The sequence below is a fragment of the Anaerocolumna sp. AGMB13025 genome (assembly GCF_029689925.1).
GTDB lineage: Bacteria > Bacillota > Clostridia > Lachnospirales > Lachnospiraceae > Anaerocolumna.
This window is the reverse complement of the sequence record NZ_CP121445.1, coordinates 609,362-626,936: the sequence shown is the minus strand read 5'-3', so window position 1 is coordinate 626,936 and position 17,575 is coordinate 609,362. Positions and strand designations below refer to the sequence as shown.

The window sequence follows — 17,575 nt, the reverse complement described above, 5'->3', positions numbered from 1 at the left end:
TTTAGATACAGGAAAAAGCTGTCCTCCTAAACCGTTTCTTTCATCGTGGGCAAATTCCAGTAGATATTATCGTCCAGGACAAACTGTACTCCAAGGTGATAAAAATATCAGCAGTAAATCATTACCTACTGGACTGATGTCTATTCGAAGTAATTTTTTACTGCTGATTTTATTGTTTACGAATTTCTCTGATTTTATATTAAGTTATAAACTAATTTATTTTTCTTCTCTGACGGTATACCTCATACATCAGGATTGCCGCTGCTATGGCTGCATTTAAGGATTCTACACTCCCTGACATGGGGATTTTGATATACTGGTCTGACATAGCGGCAATTTCATTGCTTAACCCGTTTGCTTCATTGCCGATTAATATTGCACATTTCTCCTGATAATTTACTTCGTCATAAGCCTGGGCAGCCTGTAAATGAGCGGCATAAACAGATATTTTATTTTTTTTAACCTCCGTTATGGCAGTCTCAAAATCCTCTGCATATACAAAAGGCATCCGGTAAATGGCTCCCATGGTTGATCTTATTACCTTGGGATTGTACATATCCACAGAAGTTTTACTCAAAATGATTCCGGTAACGCCGGCTCCTTCTGCCGTTCTTAAGATGGTCCCAAGATTGCCCGGATCCCTGATATCTTCCAATAGTACCAGATTGGCTTTCTGGTCAGTTATGATTTTATCAAGAGTATAGATCGGCATTTTTACAACTGCCATAATTCCCTGGGGCGTAAGGGTATCCGAGGCTTCCTTTAACACCCCATCCGTTACTATTTCGTAGGAAAATCCATTAAAATAGTCCGGGGCTTCCCTTAACTTTTCTTCATAGAAACTTTCCGATACATAAGCCTTTATCAGATAGCCGCTCTCTTTAGACTCTTCAAACATCTTAATACCTTCTATTACAAAGGCTTTCTGTTCTGTTCTGGTCTTTGGTTTTTTCTGCAATTGTACTATATTTTTTATCTGTGGATTCGATGAACTGCTGATCATGATACTCCCTTACCTGTTTCGGATTGTACTACCGATTCTTGAATTTACTTTTTATAACGTTTTTATAACGTATGCTAACTATATATTCTACATCATATACACATGCTTTTCAAGAACCAAATCAGAATCTCCTGACACCAAAACCAGGTGAGCGGCTTAAAACCGGATGGCACTTCTTGAAACAGGAGGAAACTTCTTTAAACTGGAGGAAACTTCTTTAAACTGGAGGAAACTTCTTTAACCAGTGGCGTTATGGGGACTAGTGTGCCAATATCTCATATCCGGTTTCCGTGACAAGTACCATGATTTCCCACTGGGCAGAATCCGAACCGTCTTCTGTATATATGGTCCAGCCGTTATCATCATCGACATATACCTCCGGACTTCCTTCATTAACCATTGGCTCAATGGTAAATATCATGCCGGGTACCATTAACATCTCCGTATGTTTTTTAGAGACATAGCTTACATAAGGTGCTTCATGGAATTCCAGTCCTACACCGTGACCTCCTACGGAATAGACCACAGAATACCCTTTTGCTTTTACATAATCATTAACTGCCTGCCCCATATCACCTAAGGTATTATAAGGCAGTACTGCTTTCAGACCTTCCTCTATGGCTTCCTTAGTGGTATTTACAAGCAGGCGGCGCTCCTTAGATACCTCCCCGATGCAAAACATTCTGGAGGAATCCCCAAAGTATCCCTGGTAAATAGTTGATACATCTATATTAACAATATCGCCGCTTTTTAAAACTCTGTCTGGCGAAGGGATGCCATGGCAGACTTGATCATTAACGGATACACATACACTTTTTGGATATCCTTCAAAGCCTAAGGGGGCAGGTATGCCTCCTAATTTTAAGGTCAGCTCATGTACATAACGGTTAATATCTTCTGTCGTAATTCCTTCTGTAATTTTATCACTGATACTGTCTAAAATTAAGGTGTTAATTCTTCCGCTTTCCCGTATACCTTCAATCTGTTTTTCATTTTTAATAAGTTTCCTGCTTGGTACTTCATAGCCGTTTCTTTTATATTCTGCTATTTTTTCATCCATAGCCAGATGGCAGTATTTATACTTTTTATTACTTCCGCACCAGCAGATTCCATTCCGGTTTATTCCCATAATAAAAGCTCCTTTCATAGTACAGAGCTTATCAACATGCTGTATCAACCTAAAAATTATTATTGGGCTACTTTACGGTATTCATTGGGTGAACTTCCGTAAACTTTTGAAAACGCTCTGGTGAATGCTTCATTGGAGGAAAAACCGTACTGGATTGCAATATCTAATATACGTCTGTCGGTATTTAGCAATTCACAAACCGCCCGTTCCAGTTTACGGTGCTTTACATACTCCTTAAAGGACATTCCTACCACTTCATGAAATTTTGAAGAACAATAATAAGAAGAATACCCTACATGCCTTGCCATTGCCTCTAGTGTAGGGGTTTGTTCTATATTCTCTTCCACCCAGTCAATCATATTTTCAATGGTTTTTACTGACACTGTTAATCACTCCTTATTAAAAGCTTACCATACATAATATTTCGCGGCTTGATATTTGTTGCACTTTTATAAGTATTATAGCACTTTTTTTATGAAAATACATTATTATCAAAGTAATTGTAATAATTCCGTTATCTAAGATCCGAGTGTCTAAAGGTCTCTCAACCTATATTTTATGATATCCGTGTATATTATCATTCAGCACGTTAAATTGACCTATTAATACTCGTATCATCTAATCAATTGCTTTTTTATACAGCCACACATCAGAGCGATAACGCCGGTAAAATATAAAGGTCCTAACCGCCCATTCTATTCCCATGCAAATCCATACACCCTGAACCCCAAATCCAAGCACCATGGCAAATACATAGCCCAGTCCCACTCTTACAATCCACATTGTAATAAGGGAAACCATTGAGGTAAATGCAGAATCTCCGGTAGACCGGAGTACACCAGGCAGTACATTGGAGGCAGACCAGAAAAATGGCATTGGAACTAATACAGTAAATAGCAGGGTATAGATTAAAGATAAGGTATCTTTGGGAGCCTGGTACATCCTTAAGATAAAAGGCATCAGGGGCAGGAAAATCAGTATTGACAAAAGCACCATAACAGTTCCCAGCCAAATCATTTTTGAGGCATAGTGTCTTGCAAGTTTTTTGTCTCCGGTTCCGGCACATTGTCCCACAATCGTAGTTGCCAGGGTCCCAGCAGCAGTACCGGCAGCAAATAATACGGAAAAGGCTGAGCCGGTAATGGCATTCGCTGCAACACTAATCGTACCAAGTTCCATAATAAAGGTTTGGACCAGGAGCCCGCCGCCGTTAAAGAAGATCTGCTCCATAGCAAAAGGAATTCCCAGTTTAAAGATAGACTTTAATAAACCTCTGTCTATAGTAAAGATATTCTTTACTTGTACCCTCACAATACTTTTAGGACGCATAAGTAACCACAGGGCTGCAAACCCGCCTATTGCCCGGGCAATATTTAAGGAAAGAGTTGTTCCGAATATATCAAGATGGAGCACATTTAAAAATAGCAGGCTTGCAACTAAATGTATTACGTTAATAATGACGGTAAGTCTTAAACAAGTCTTTGCTTCACCTAGTCCTCTGAATACCCCAAATGCCGCCATATACAAGGAAAGAAAAATCATGGATATTGCTACTCCCACCAGATAACTGGTGGCTTTGTAGATGACAGCCTCATCTGCTGCTCCAAACATCAAACGTATCAGATAGCCGGAACTGGGAATCAGAATCATACACGATATAACCGCCAGGGCTACTGTTGCAAGAATAACCTGTCCAGAAGCCTGACGGATTTTGTCCGTATCGCCTCTGCCCTTATATTGTGCCACAATTACAGTACCGCCTACAGAAATTGCGCTGAAAATTGCGTAAATCATCATATATAAGGGACCAACCAAACTGACCGCAGAAACGGATTCCTGGCTGGAGGAACTAATCATCGCCGTTGTTAACAGCCCTATTACATTCACAAAAAGCTGATCCAGAATCAACGGCAGCAGCATTTTAAGAATCTGTCCATAGGTAAACAGCCTGCTGCCTAACTGTTTTTCTAAAAACCGGTCAGCTTTAGAGCCTTGTTTTAAGAATGATCTATTATGTATTACATTATTATGCATCTTATGCTACTCCTTTGTAGTCAGTTATACTGCAAACATAATACACGTGAACACATCTGAAAACAAGAGATATCCTTAAAATTTAACATCAAATTTATCAAATAACTTAATTGGGTTTTTATGTCAAGCAGCCAGATCCCGTCTTCCATAAACCGTATAAACTGCTGCAATACACAAGGTTATCATAAGCCCTGCAATTAGAAGAAGACTGCCGTTTACCTCACCGGCATTTCCGATAATATCGGAGGAATTGGAGTAATAAAAAGGTGTTGCATATTTGAGTTTTTCCATTTTATCTGTAATCCGGCTGATTAGATCTAACATATACAAGATAAGTACCAGACCAAGTCCAGCACCGGACTGATTCCGTTTACTAAGTGCAGATATGGCAAAGCAGATGACTGCAACTTCCAAATGCATGATATATTGAACGAGCATATAGACTGCAATGGGTTTAATATCCACCTTTTCCCCTATACCGATAAAGGAAAACAGGAAAATCAAAAAATTAAGCAAATCAAAGAAAGTTAGCAAAATCACCCCGGCTCCAAGTTTACTTGTAATAATACTGTTTCTTCCAAGGGGAAGGGTGTGTAAAAACTCACTGGTATGCCAGACTTCTTCTTTGGAGAACATACCAATTCCAAGAAGTGCTGCATACATAGCTGCTCCCAGTGCATACATGGTCCCTATTTCCGTTGCAAAAAAGCCTTCTATGGTAGCCAGTGATAACTTATCCAGACCAAATGCCGCTGAAAAGCCTCCCATATTAGCATAACTATCAGACATTTCTTTCATCGAATCTTTCACAACTGGAAACAAAAAGATACAACCCCCGCATAAAGCCGCTATACTTAAAAACCATATCAGAAAGTTCTTTAAATTCATTTTCAATTCATGAACTAATACTGTCATTTTTCCTTACTCCTCTCCATAAAAATGCATAAAGATATCTTCCAGAGGTGACTCTTCTATTACTAAATCCTTTATACTTTTTCCCTGTAAAGCTTCTAATAAAGGATTCATCTCTCCGTGATAAGAAAATTCTATACTGTCCCCGGTTCTTTTAACCTGTTCCATGCCAGTAAGTGAAAGCTCTACTGCCCCTGTTACCTTAACCCGTTTGGAATTGGTATGGGCTAAATTCTCCATGGAATCCACACAGATAATTTTCCCTTCTTTTATAATTGCAGTTTTATTACAGTATTTTCTGACCTCCGATAAGACATGAGAGGATAAAAGACAGGTTGCGCCGGCTTTATTATATTCTATTATCAACTGGAAGAATTCAGACTGCATGAAAGGATCCAGTCCGGAGGTTGGTTCATCAAATATAAAAAGTTCCGGTTTATGCTGCATCGCACACACAATACTTACCTTTTTCCGATTACCCAGTGATAATTCTTCTATTTTCTTACCCTCATCCACCTGAAGGCGTTCACATAGTTTTAAAGCTTCCTCCCTGCAGTCCATTTTTCTGGCATCGGCCGCAAATTTTATTATTTCCGATACTTTCATGGAAGGGTAAAACATAGCTTCAGAGGGCATATACCCCACTTTGCTTAAGATTTTTTTCATCTCTTTTCCGGCATCTTGATTTAATATTCTGGCACTGCCTTTCTCAAACCGGATTAAACCTAATAAACAACGGATGGTTGTGGATTTTCCTGCACCATTTGGACCTAAGAAACCAAATATATCACCTTTTTTGACAGTGAAGGATACCTGGTCAATACCACGATTCCTCCCATAGGATTTACTAAGGTTTTCAATTCTAATAACATCTTCTATTTTGGAGTTCATAACACCTGCTCACCATTCCTTTTTTTATATTCATACAACAGGTTATTTAATTCTTTAGAATCTATTTTTCTTTTCGCTTTATTAATAAAACAAACGCAGATATAAGTAAAGATCATAAAAAGAGTAAAGTATACTGTTATATCAGTCCTCCTTTGAAACCATTTCAATATATAACTAAGACCGGTATAGATTCCTGTACAGACTATTATTCCAAGGAGTTCAATGCCCCCCAGACGATCCGCCTCATCAAAATTGTGAAATACAAACATTTGAATATAGCAGATTACATATGCGGCAAAAATCATTTCTGCCATGGTTAAGATCGAAACACTATAAGTTCCCTGAAGGATTAACACCATGCTATAAAAGAACAGAATGCTATAAAAATAAAGGCATGCTTTAAATTCTATACTAATTTCTTTCGTTAAATACTTTTCAAATTTTGTAAGTTTATTCATCGTTTTCACCCCGCAAAACCCTTCTTAATGCTTTCGCATATCTTCGGGAGATCATCACATGCTCACCATTCAAAAGCAAGGCATCAATCCGTCCGCCGGACTCACTCTTTAGTTCATCAATCATATGAATATTAATAACCATGGATTTGGAACACCGGAAGAATCCTCTGTATGCAAATTCCTGTTCTATTTTATTTAAAATAAATGAAATTTTATAAACCGCCTCAAGTGTGTATGCAAAGGTCCCCCTGTCCACGCTTTCCGCATACAGAATATCCCCAACGGGTATCAGATACTCTCGGTCATCTTTCCAGCCCCCTATCCGTCTCTCTTTCCCATTGACACATGTAATAATATCCTTAACCGTTTCATTCATTTCCAGATAGTTTATGATAACCTCTTCTTCGCCCTGATTTATCTGGTTCAGCGTTAACTTCATCAACTTCACCTCTCATATAGCAGTATATATTTATTTTATTATTCTGCAATAGCGTTATACACAAGCGGTATTTTTTCCTGTTTAAGATGCAGAAAGAACAACTATATTAAAATTATGTATCTAATATTCAATGGCAATTATATCATGTTTTATATTTTAATTCAGTTTCAATTTTGTGAAATCCCCTTTGCTTCATAATCAAATATTTTCGATACCACGAATAGCCTCTTCCCGGTCAGCTTAAAATACATTTCCAACAAAAAAAAGACCTATATCAGCCATTTAAACTGGTATAAGTCTTTCTTACTTTAATCCTCAGGTAACTAATTTTCAACTCATTCATTTACCTTTTTATATTTAGTCATTTTCATTCATCTTTGCCAGCTTTGCGGCTTGGTCGAAGCCGACCAGCAATCAGTTTTCATTCATCTTTGCCAGCTTTGCGGTCTGGTCGAAGCCGACCAGCAATCAGTTTTCATTCATCTTTGCAAGCTTTGCGGCCTGGTCGGCGGCTATGAGGCTGTCTATTACTTCGTCCATGTCACCGTCTAAGATATTGTCTAACTGGTGAAGGGTTAATTTAATTCTATGGTCGGTAACACGTCCCTGAGGGAAATTATAAGTACGGATTTTCTCAGAACGGTCTCCGGTTCCTACCTGGCTCTTTCTGGCTTCTGCTTCTGCGTTATGGGCTTTTTCAAGTTCCAGTTCATATAATTTGGAACGCAGTACCTTTAACGCTTTATCCCTGTTCTTTAACTGGGATTTTTCATCCTGACAGGAAATTACAATACCGGTTGGTATATGAGTCAGACGAACAGCTGAGTCGGTAGTATTAACGCACTGTCCACCGTTACCGGAGGAACGGAATACATCAAATTTGCAGTCGTTTAAGTCTAATTCTACATCCACTTCTTCTGCTTCCGGCATAATGGCAACGGTTGACGTAGAGGTGTGAATACGTCCACCGGATTCGGTTACTGGTATACGCTGAACACGGTGAACACCACTTTCGTATTTCATTTTGGAATATACACCTTTACCGTTAATCATAAAGACAACTTCCTTAAAACCGCCAAGTCCGTTTTCATTTAAGTTCATCATATCGATTTTCCAGCGCTGTCTTTCCGCATATTTAATATACATTCTATATAGCTCCGCTGCAAATAAAGCTGCTTCGTCACCACCGGCACCGCCTCTGATTTCCACAATAACGTTCTTCTCATCATTAGGGTCTTTTGGCAGTAATAAAATTTTAAGTTCTTCTTCAATTACTGTAAGCTTCTGCTTACATTCATTTAATTCTTCTTTGGCTAATTCCCGCATTTCTTCATCGTTCTCTTCTTCCAGCATGAGAAGACTGTCTTCAATTCGGGCTTTTGTTTCTTTATATTCCTTATATTTTTCAACGATATCCGTTAAATCATTCTGTTCCTTCATAAGTTTACGGAATCTGCTCTGATCATTTATAACACCAGGATCGTTTAATTCTTCAATTAATTCCTCAAAACGTATTAAAAGATCCTCTAATTTATCAAACATAGTTAATCCTCCATTCAATTCATTAAAACTATTTATCTTTTTTTCATGTCGTTAATTTATGATAAACAGCTAAGTGAATGGCTCCTCTTCCTTTTTGTACCGGCCGCTAATCACACGGTTAAGACCGGCAAGATCATTTATTATTTTTATATCCATAATTCCTGCCTCCCGCAATAATTCACTGACAGCTTCACCCTGATTGTAACCTATTTCAAAAAAAATATAACCACCCGGTTTTAGAAACCGGCTAATACCCTCTATTATGAAGCGATAAAAATTCAAACCATCCTCACTGCCATCCAAAGCCAGGACAGGCTCATGATCTTTCACTTCTTCCATAAGATCATATATATCCTTAGTGGGGATGTACGGCGGGTTCGATATTATTATATCATATTTGCCCGTCAGTTGTGAAAATAAATCACTTTCGATAAATAAAACCTCTGCTTTTAACTGTCTGGCGTTCTCCCTGGCAACTTCCAGGGCTTTTCCTGAAATATCCACTCCTGTACCGCTCTTAATATTACCCAATTTCGCCAGGCTTATTATTATACAGCCTGAACCGGTGCATAAATCCAAAACCGTTTTATCCTGCGATACCTTTAAAGCTTCTTCCACAAGGATTTCCGTGTCCTGTCTGGGAATTAATACATCTTCTGACACCTGGAACGTAAGTCCCATAAATTCCTGCTCTCTGGTAATGTACTGGAGGGGAATATGGTTCCCTCTTTTTTTTATAAGGGTTAGATATTCTTCATATTGGGTTTCTGTAATTTCCGCACCAGAATGCAGTAAATACTGGGTGCGGCTTAACTCAAAGTAATGAGAGAATAAATACCAGGCATCCAAATCGCCTTCTTTTATACCCTTTTCCTTTAGCAGTTGCTTTCCCGCTAACAAAGCATTCTCTAATGTTTTCATAACAAATCATTCCTTACCGGTCTCGTCCTCATCCTCTACCAGATAACGATCAAGAGCCCTTAGTATTTCGTCCTCTTCTTCCTCAAAGTTTGGATGAACCGGTAATTTTACTGCTTTTTCAGCAGTAAATGCAGTTTCCTCCGCTGCTTTTCTGGATTCCTTTTCCTGTAATTCTAAAGCTGACTTTTCATTATGGTTTTGATTTTTCTTTTGATTGTTCTGACGGTTACCGCTTGGTTTATTGTTTGTATTACCTGCAGATGTTTTTACTTGATTATTAGTTGTGTTGTTACTATTATTACTGTTATTACTGTTGTTACTACCATTACTGTTGCTATTTTTTGCTCCGCTGTTCTGATTCTGCTTTTTTGTATTGCCCTTTTTACTATTCTTAGAATTTTTACCCTTACTGCCATTTTGTTTTGAACGGTCAAGTTCTAAGAATTCCCTCCAGTCAAATACTGCTTCTACCGACTGGATTGCCACTTCGATCATAGTATCATCTGGTTCTTTTGTGGTAAGTCCCTGAAGCCACATACCTGGCTTGCTTAATATATTAACAACCTTCGAGTCACTCTTACCTGCAAAACGTATAAACTCATAGGATACCCCTGCGATCACCGGTATCAGCAGAATTCTTATCAGATATCTCAGCCATGCCTCATCCACACGGATAAATATAAAGAAAATAATGCTGACAAACATAACAATAAACATAAAACTGGTACCGCATCGTTTATGCTGCTTGGACTGCCATCTTACATTTTCAACGTTTAACTCAAAGCCCTGTTCCAGGCAGTTAATCGTTTTATGTTCCGCACCATGGTACATGAACATCCGTTTAATATCCTTCATCTGAGAGATTGCCACGATATAGGCTACGAATATAAGAATACGAATAACGCCTTCTATGACTGCCAGTAAGGTGTCTGATGGAATCTTTTTACCCAGCAGATTAGCCGTAAAAGCCGGCAGCACAATAAAAATCCCTACTGCCATTAAGATAGCAACGATAAAGGTAAGTCCCATAATAACGTTTTCCGCTTTATCCTTAAATACCTTTGAAAGGGCTTTATCTACTTTGCTTTGTTTTACGTCTTCCTCTTCTTCAAAAAAGCTTGCCGAAAACGTCAAGGTCCTGGTTCCAATTATCATGGATTCGGCAAATGCCACCACTCCGCGGAAAATAGGAAGTTTTAATATCTTATATTTTTCAGCTGCACTGACAAATGTATTTTTTTCTACAACAATCTCATTGTTCGGTTTTCTTACGGCAATGGCATACTGATCTTTATTTTTCATCATTACACCTTCAATTACAGCCTGTCCGCCTATTCCTGATGGTTTCATATACCGCACATCCCTTCTCAAATTTCGCAGCTCTGGGCTGCCAAACAGTATATTACTTATAAATGATTCCCTTATTTTTATCTTGTTCTTATTGTTTAGTTCTTATTGATTTACTCTTATTGATTTGTTCTTATTGATTTGTTCTTATTGATTTATTCTTATTGTTTTATTCTGAATTATTTGTAATATATAAGCACATCAGTTCGTGAATTTAAAAATAGGCTGAGATTACCAAACCTCAACCTGATTTTTAACATTTGATATGTTACCGTCATTCTATTGTTCTTTGCTAAGACCATATCTACGATTGAACTTATCAATAGCACCGCGTGCTGCAGCAGCTTTCTGCTGACCGGTGTAAAATGAATGGCACTTAGAACAAATTTCTACGTGGATATCATTCTTTGTTGAACCAGTAACGAATTCGTTACCACAGTTGCAAACAACTTTTGCCTGGTAATAATTAGGATGGATTCCCTCTTTCATGATTTCACCTCTTCACAAACTAACGTAATTTTTAAAAGGTTGACCTAAGTCAATCTATTATCATCTTTTAAACAGCTTTTTAATTATAGCATAGGTCATCTTCTAATGCAATACCTAAAAAACAATTTTAGTTTTTTTAATCGTTTCAATGAATTCTATATTGGATTTGGTTTTTATAAACATATCTATAATCCGTTCCACGGCATCGTCTGATTTCATGCTGTTAAATGCTTTTCGCATTAAGAAGGTAGCTTCTAATTCAGACTGGTTGAGTAACAAATCGTCCCTGCGGGTACTGGATTTTGTCAGGTCGATGGCCGGGAAGATACGTTTCTCTGATAAATTACGGTCAAGGACTAATTCCATATTACCAGTTCCTTTAAATTCTTCAAATACCACATCATCCATCCTGCTGCCGGTATCAACCAGAGCAGTTGCAAGTATGGTTAAGCTTCCGCCTTCCCTCATATTTCTTGCGGCACCAAAAAAGCGCTTTGGCATATATAGGGCTGCCGGGTCAAGACCACCGGATAAAGTTCTGCCGCTGGCTTGTACGGTTAAATTATAAGCTCTTGCAAGTCTTGTAATACTATCTAGTAATACAACTACATCTTTTTTATGTTCAACCAGACGTTTTGCACGTTCAATAACCATTTCTGAAACACGTTTATGATTATCCGGCAGTTCGTCAAAGGTGGAATAAATTACTTCCACATTCTTGCCTTCTATGGATTCTTTTATATCGGTTACTTCTTCGGGACGTTCATCAATTAAAAGTATAATTAAGCTGATTCCCGGATGATTTTTTGTAATTGCTCTTGCGATTTGCTTTAATAGAGTGGTTTTACCTGCCTTTGGCTGGGATACAATCATTCCTCTTTGTCCCTTACCAATCGGAGAAATTAAATCAACCATACGCATAGATACATTGGAGCCCGGAGTTTCCAGATGAATGCGTTCATTTGGGAATATCGGTGTTAAATCTTCAAATTTCTTACGTCTTTGTGCTTCTGAAGGATGAAAGCCATTCACGCTTTTTACAAATAAAAGAGCACTGAATTTTTCTCCCTGATTACGGATTCTGGTATTACCTACAACGATATCTCCTGTCTTTAGTCCAAATCTGCGGATCTGGGCAGGTGAAACATATACATCATTTTCTCCCGGCAGATAATTATCACAGCGAATGAAACCATAACCATCCGGCATTACTTCCAGAATACCTTCTTTCGTCTCTCCGCTGTCTAACTGTTCAGCTTCTGAAGGAGCCATTACGTTTCGTCTGTTATCCAATTCCTGCTGGCTTCCGGTTCCCCGTTTATAATCTGGTTCTGTCTGCCCCGTTAGATTCTTCCTTGCGTCAGTCTCAGGCTGAATCCCTGCATACCTCTTAATATCCCCTTCCTGAGAAGCTCCGCTGGTTCTTCGATCTGTATCCTGTTGAGACACTGTGTTTTTCCTTATATCCGTTTCCTGTTGATTCAAATTATTTTTCCTTATATCCGTTTCCTGCTGATTCAAATTATTTTTCCTTATATCCGTTTCCTGTTGACTCAAATTATTTTTCCTTATATCCGTTTCCTGCTGGTTCAGATTATTTTTCCTTATATCCGTATCCTGTTGATTTACCGTACTTTTCCTTGTATCTGTATCTTGTTGATTCACCGTACTTTTCCTTGTATCTGTATCTGGCTGGACTGCCATACTTTTTCTTGAATCGGTATCCGGTCGGGCTTTGGTTGTTTTTTTAATCTCAAAATCAGTATCAACAGAACGCTTCTGAGGTTGTGCTGTCTGTTTTACTGAGCTAGATTTTCTCTTTCCTATGGCTTCTGTTTTTATATCTTCTGTTTTTGTATCTTCTGTTTTTGTTTCTTCTGTTTTCGTTCCGGCTGTTCCTTCTGTCCGGTCAGCACTTAAAGCACTGTCTTTCTCAGATTGGAAATCCACCACAGTTTTCTCGTCTGCTTGATCATGCATCACCAATGCATCAATCAATTCTTGTTTCCGTAATGCGGTGATACCTTTAATACCTTTGTTTTTTGCCAACGTTCTAAGCTCTGCTAAGGACATTTCATTATACTGTGCTTCCATGTAATCTTGCTCCTTTACAAGTATAAAATTATTTTAGTTTCAAAAGGGAATGGATTTCGATTTGATCTAGACAGTTCTTATGATTTTTGCACCCAAAATATATTATTAGCCACTATTATACACCTAAAGTTCAGGAAAAAAAAGCTTTTTTTCAAAAATTTTATATATAGGTAGGGTTTCTATACCGGAAAACCCTTTAGATACCGGAAAATGGATAGCAGTTTTAGGCTTGATTTACCATTCTTTAAGTGATATGATAATTTTAGCTTATAAAAATACGATATTAAGGTGGAATTCTCATATGACAAATAGTGAAAAAGCTTTGATGCTGCATGAGGAATGGAATGGCAAAATTGAAACTACAGCAAAATGCACGGTAAAATCCAGAGAAGATTTGGCACTAGCATATACCCCCGGTGTAGCAGAGCCTTGTAAAGTAATTGCAACGGATAAAGAAGCTGCTTATAAATATACATTAAAAGCGAATACTGTTGCAGTAATCTCCGACGGAAGCGCCGTATTGGGTCTTGGTAATATCGGTCCGTATGCCGGAATGCCGGTAATGGAAGGTAAAGCTGTACTCTTTAAAGAATTTGGCGGCGTAAACGCATTTCCCATTTGTCTTGATACCCAAGATACGGAAGAAATCATTAAGACCATCGTTCACATTGCTCCTGCTTTCGGAGGCATCAATCTGGAGGACATCAGTGCTCCCCGCTGCTTTGAAATTGAAAACAGATTAAAAGAATTGTTAGATATCCCTGTGTTCCACGATGACCAGCATGGTACTGCCATCGTTGTTTTAGCAGGTGTTATCAATGCCCTTAAAGTTACTAAAAAATCCAAAGAATCCTGTAAAGTGGTTGTTAACGGAGCCGGTTCTGCCGGAATAGCAATCGCAAAGCTATTATATACCTACGGTTTTAAACATATTACCCTTTGTGACAAAGCAGGAATTCTTTCAAAAGCCTCTAAAGGACTTAACTGGATGCAAAAGCAGATGATGGAAATCACTAATTTATCCGGTAAAGAAGGTTTATTAGCCGATGCCTTAAAGGGTGCCGATATCTTCGTTGGGGTTTCGGCTCCAGGGATTGTAACCAAGGAGATGGTGGCTTCTATGAATTCAGATTCCATTCTATTTGCTATGGCAAATCCGGTACCGGAAATTATGCCGGACCTTGCAAAAGCTGCCGGTGCCAGAGTCGTTGGTACAGGTCGTTCCGATTTTCCCAATCAGGTGAATAATGTAGTTGCTTTTCCTGGCATCTTTAAAGGTGCTTTAGAAGGCAGGGCTAAACAGATTACGGAAGAGATGAAATTAGCCGCTGCCGTTGCTATTGCCGGATTGGTTGCCGAAGATGAATTAACCGAAGATAATATTATGCCTCAGCCCTTTGATCCACGAGTATGCGAAGCTGTCAGCAATGCTGTAAAGACTCATATTAAATAAGTACGGAGAATTTCCTTGAACAATGATTTAAACAACGCAAAACAAACCTTTTGGGGAGATAAACGGTATTATTCCCTGGATTATTATCTGAAACAGGAATTTGGAAGAAAATTATATAAATTGTCCTTAAATGCAGGAATGACCTGTCCAAACCGCGATGGCACCATAGATACCAGAGGATGTATTTTCTGCAGTGAGGGAGGTTCCGGAGAGTTCGCGGCTTCTTCTCTTTTATCCATCACTGACCAGATTGAAACCGCAAAAAAACTGGTATCTTCTAAGCTGGACCGGAATGTCTTACCGGAGAAGGAAGAAAAGCAGGGACAGGCTATGAGCCGGTATATTGCTTATTTTCAGGCGTATACCAACACTTACGGTAATGTTTCTACTCTTCGCAGTATATTTATGGAGGCTATAAGTCATCCGGATATTGCCGTCTTGTCCATTGCCACCAGACCGGATTGTTTAGAGGATGAAATCATAGACCTGTTGACAGAATTAAACCAGATAAAGCCCGTATGGATTGAGCTGGGACTTCAGACCTGCCATGAAGCGACTGCTGAATTTATACGCAGGGGTTATCCCCTTTCTGTTTTTGAAGATGCCGTAAACCGGCTGCGAAAAGCCAGTATATCTGTCATTGTCCATATAATCCTTGGATTACCGGGCGAAAGTGTATCGGATATGCTAAAAACCGTAGCCTATACAGCCTCAATCCCCATACAGGGTGTCAAGCTCCAGTTACTGCATATCTTAAAAAATACAGATCTGGCAGAATACCCCTATCAAGCCTTAACCCTGGAACAGTATGTGGATCTTATTATTAAGAGTCTTGAGCTTCTGCGGGAGACTGTGGTGGTTCACCGAATTACCGGAGACGGTCCAAAAAACCTGCTAATAGCACCTTTGTGGAGCGGTAATAAAAAGTTAGTTTTAAACCGGATCAATCAGGAGCTTAAACTTAAGAATACCTGGCAGGGTAGGTTAACAAAACAAGACTCGTTTTTTTAACCTCCTGATTTACTAGTGTGCCCTACACAAATGGGAGTTAGAATGTCTGACAGTAATGATCTATAGCCTACAGATAGTTTTTAAAATCTTTTAATTTACGCCTGATAAACAGATGATTATAGGAAAGGAGCTGTAATATGCAATCAGATGCCTTTACATTGTACAAATTAATTATTTTGTTTTTATTGGACAAGGTGGATTTTCCATTAACCAATGCGCAGTTATCCAACTTTATTTTAGAAAAGGACTATACCAACTATTTTAATATTCAGCAATCCATAGCCGAATTAATTGAAGCAGAATTCCTGACTGTTGAAACCATCGGTCACAGTTCCCACTACCGGATTACCGATTCTGGAAGGGAAACCCTCTCCTTTTTTGGTTACATGATATCCAATGCAATCCAATCAGACATTTTGGATTATTTAAAAAAGAACAAGTACTCCTTAAGAGATGAAGTATCCAGTCTATCCGAATATTATGAGGCGAAAAAAGGCGAGTTTATGGTACGTCTGCGGGTTGTGGAAAAAGAGGAGTCAATCATCGATCTTAATATTGCAGTTCCAACCAAAGAAGATGCAATAAAGATTTGCGATAATTGGCGTACCCAGAGTCAGCAGATTTATGCTTATGTGCTAAGTAATTTATTGAAGGAAGATTTGTAGACCTTTAAGAAAGTAAATGACGCATGGACCTAGAGTACCCTGCCTTCGTTTTGGGAATTATCTTTTTTCCTGGGGTACTGTTGCATTTTATTATAATAAGCCTTTAAAAGGGCGAGGCTGTTACAAAATTCAAAGAAAAAATTACTTGTGAGTGAATTAACCCCCAGGTTCGTTAATCTTAAACTTTTATAATAGCCCCACCCTTTTATCAGAATACTTGCCTGCTTTCAAAGCTGATATTGTAAAATATTATTTATCTGTTGTTCCCATAATTGATACTCTGTTGCTTCTCTTGTTCTCTATTGTTGTCCCTCTATCGAGACTCTATTGCTATTCCCTTGTATTTCTATCTTTTTCCGTTGTTTCTCTAGTGTTGTTCCCTGTTTCTCCAGCGTTACTCTGTTTGTTCTTCTATCGTTACTTCCTCTTTCGATAGTTTGCCTTCAATACAAGCCCATATATCCTCCCTGCCTTGTTTGGACAGAGACGAATAAGGAATAATTCTGGTAGAAGGCGATGCATTTAACCCTTTTCTGATGGTTTTTACCTGCTTATCAATCTGGCTTCTGTTGATTTTATCTAACTTCGTAGCAATAATTACCGGTTGGTAGCCCTGATAAACAATCCATTCATACATATTCCGGTCATTGGCAGAAGGGTCATGCCGTATATCAATCAATAGAAAGATGACTTTTAACTGATCTGAGGTCTTAAGATATTTTTCAATCATCTTACCCCATTTTTCCTTTAAATCTTCCGAAACCTTGGCATATCCGTAGCCGGGAAGATCCACGAAGTAAATTTCTTCATTAATATTATAAAAGTTAATCGTCTGTGTCTTACCCGGCTGGGCAGAGGTCCTTGCATAGGACTTGCGGTTCATCAGTCCGTTAATCAAAGAAGACTTGCCTACATTAGACTTGCCTGCAAAAGCAAACTCCGGCTTCTCATTCCTTGGCAAAGTACTGGTAATCCCACAAACTGTTTCTAAATTCACACTTTTTACATGCATTATTTTTTACTCCCATTTCCCTAACTTGTAGTTCCCTGATAATTTATACACAGAAAAGCGTAGAAGCAAGAATGATAATTTCGCTTATTAACGACACCGTATACAAATTATGAGAACTACAACTAGTATTCTTGCAACATATCCGTATTTATTTTCTGCAAGCACCTCAGGTTTT

The 17,575-nt window shown here is 38.6% G+C and carries 17 protein-coding genes and 1 pseudogene; 3 read left to right on the top strand and 15 right to left on the bottom strand.

Translation table 11 applies throughout. The features are described 5' to 3' along the window. Positions 1 to 211 precede the first annotated feature (211 nt). The 14 genes and pseudogenes from QA584_RS02670 to QA584_RS28675 form a co-directional block, all read right to left on the bottom strand. Positions 212 to 1,003, bottom strand: a complete 792-nt coding sequence (locus tag QA584_RS02670; RefSeq protein ID WP_278272960.1) for a TrmH family RNA methyltransferase — start codon at positions 1,001 to 1,003, stop codon at positions 212 to 214. A 259-nt stretch (positions 1,004 to 1,262) separates the two neighbouring features. Then, positions 1,263 to 2,132 carry a methionyl aminopeptidase gene (locus QA584_RS02665; RefSeq protein ID WP_278272959.1) on the bottom strand — a complete coding sequence of 290 codons (870 nt, stop codon included), beginning with the start codon at positions 2,130 to 2,132 and terminating at the stop codon, positions 1,263 to 1,265. A gap of 59 nt (positions 2,133 to 2,191) precedes the next feature. After that, positions 2,192 to 2,515, bottom strand: coding sequence for a helix-turn-helix transcriptional regulator (locus tag QA584_RS02660; RefSeq protein WP_278272958.1), 324 nt, complete (start codon positions 2,513 to 2,515; stop codon positions 2,192 to 2,194). A 235-nt stretch (positions 2,516 to 2,750) separates the two neighbouring features. Beyond that, on the bottom strand, positions 2,751 to 4,166 hold the full coding sequence (locus QA584_RS02655) for an MATE family efflux transporter (RefSeq protein ID WP_278272957.1): 1,416 nt from the start codon (positions 4,164 to 4,166) through the stop codon (positions 2,751 to 2,753). Positions 4,167 to 4,289: 123 nt separating this feature from the next. Next, positions 4,290 to 5,081, bottom strand: a complete 792-nt coding sequence (locus QA584_RS02650; protein WP_278272956.1) for an ABC transporter permease subunit — start codon at positions 5,079 to 5,081, stop codon at positions 4,290 to 4,292. Positions 5,082 to 5,087: 6 nt separating this feature from the next. Further along, the gene (locus tag QA584_RS02645) at positions 5,088 to 5,969 is read right to left on the bottom strand and encodes an ABC transporter ATP-binding protein (RefSeq protein WP_278272955.1); all 882 of its coding nucleotides are present in this window, start codon (positions 5,967 to 5,969) and stop codon (positions 5,088 to 5,090) included. Next, positions 5,966 to 6,427, bottom strand: coding sequence for a DUF3021 family protein (locus QA584_RS02640; protein ID WP_278272954.1), 462 nt, complete (start codon positions 6,425 to 6,427; stop codon positions 5,966 to 5,968). Before QA584_RS02640 ends, QA584_RS02645 begins: the two co-directional genes overlap by 4 nt. After that, complete coding sequence (locus tag QA584_RS02635) at positions 6,420 to 6,866, bottom strand: LytTR family DNA-binding domain-containing protein (RefSeq protein WP_278272953.1); 447 nt, start codon at positions 6,864 to 6,866, stop codon at positions 6,420 to 6,422. Before QA584_RS02635 ends, QA584_RS02640 begins: the two co-directional genes overlap by 8 nt. A gap of 468 nt (positions 6,867 to 7,334) precedes the next feature. Further along, entirely contained in the window at positions 7,335 to 8,408 is a 1,074-nt protein-coding gene (gene prfA, locus QA584_RS02630) for a peptide chain release factor 1 (protein WP_278272952.1), read from the bottom strand. 69 nt (positions 8,409 to 8,477) lie between these two features. Then, on the bottom strand, positions 8,478 to 9,329 hold the full coding sequence (gene prmC, locus QA584_RS02625; protein ID WP_278272951.1) for a peptide chain release factor N(5)-glutamine methyltransferase: 852 nt from the start codon (positions 9,327 to 9,329) through the stop codon (positions 8,478 to 8,480). Between the two features lie 6 nt (positions 9,330 to 9,335). Beyond that, positions 9,336 to 10,679, bottom strand: a complete 1,344-nt coding sequence (locus tag QA584_RS02620; protein ID WP_278272950.1) for a DUF1385 domain-containing protein — start codon at positions 10,677 to 10,679, stop codon at positions 9,336 to 9,338. Between the two features lie 276 nt (positions 10,680 to 10,955). Beyond that, entirely contained in the window at positions 10,956 to 11,165 is a 210-nt protein-coding gene (gene rpmE / locus QA584_RS02615) for a 50S ribosomal protein L31 (RefSeq protein ID WP_278272949.1), read from the bottom strand. A gap of 114 nt (positions 11,166 to 11,279) precedes the next feature. Next, positions 11,280 to 13,196: a transcription termination factor Rho gene (rho, locus tag QA584_RS02610; protein WP_334306020.1), complete on the bottom strand. Its 1,917-nt coding sequence runs from the start codon at positions 13,194 to 13,196 to the stop codon at positions 11,280 to 11,282. Beyond that, positions 13,194 to 13,238 (bottom strand): annotated as a pseudogene (locus tag QA584_RS28675) (hypothetical protein); the annotation flags it as partial. The pseudogene QA584_RS28675 and the gene rho, both read right to left, overlap by 3 nt. 322 nt (positions 13,239 to 13,560) lie before the next feature. Here QA584_RS28675 and QA584_RS02605 point away from each other — a divergent pair. The 3 genes from QA584_RS02605 (at position 13,561) to QA584_RS02595 (ending at position 16,388) form a co-directional block, all read left to right on the top strand. After that, on the top strand, positions 13,561 to 14,712 hold the full coding sequence (locus tag QA584_RS02605) for an NAD(P)-dependent malic enzyme (protein ID WP_278272947.1): 1,152 nt from the start codon (positions 13,561 to 13,563) through the stop codon (positions 14,710 to 14,712). 15 nt (positions 14,713 to 14,727) lie between these two features. Next, on the top strand, positions 14,728 to 15,723 hold the full coding sequence (locus QA584_RS02600) for a TIGR01212 family radical SAM protein (RefSeq protein ID WP_278272946.1): 996 nt from the start codon (positions 14,728 to 14,730) through the stop codon (positions 15,721 to 15,723). Between the two features lie 137 nt (positions 15,724 to 15,860). Further along, the gene (locus QA584_RS02595; protein ID WP_278272945.1) at positions 15,861 to 16,388 is read left to right on the top strand and encodes a DUF4364 family protein; all 528 of its coding nucleotides are present in this window, start codon (positions 15,861 to 15,863) and stop codon (positions 16,386 to 16,388) included. A 394-nt stretch (positions 16,389 to 16,782) separates the two neighbouring features. On the opposite strand, the gene yihA is transcribed toward QA584_RS02595, so the two are convergent. Then, a complete protein-coding gene (yihA, locus tag QA584_RS02590) occupies positions 16,783 to 17,400 on the bottom strand; it encodes a ribosome biogenesis GTP-binding protein YihA/YsxC (RefSeq protein ID WP_278272944.1) in 618 nt (205 codons plus the stop codon). Between the last annotated feature and the right edge of the window lie 175 nt (positions 17,401 to 17,575).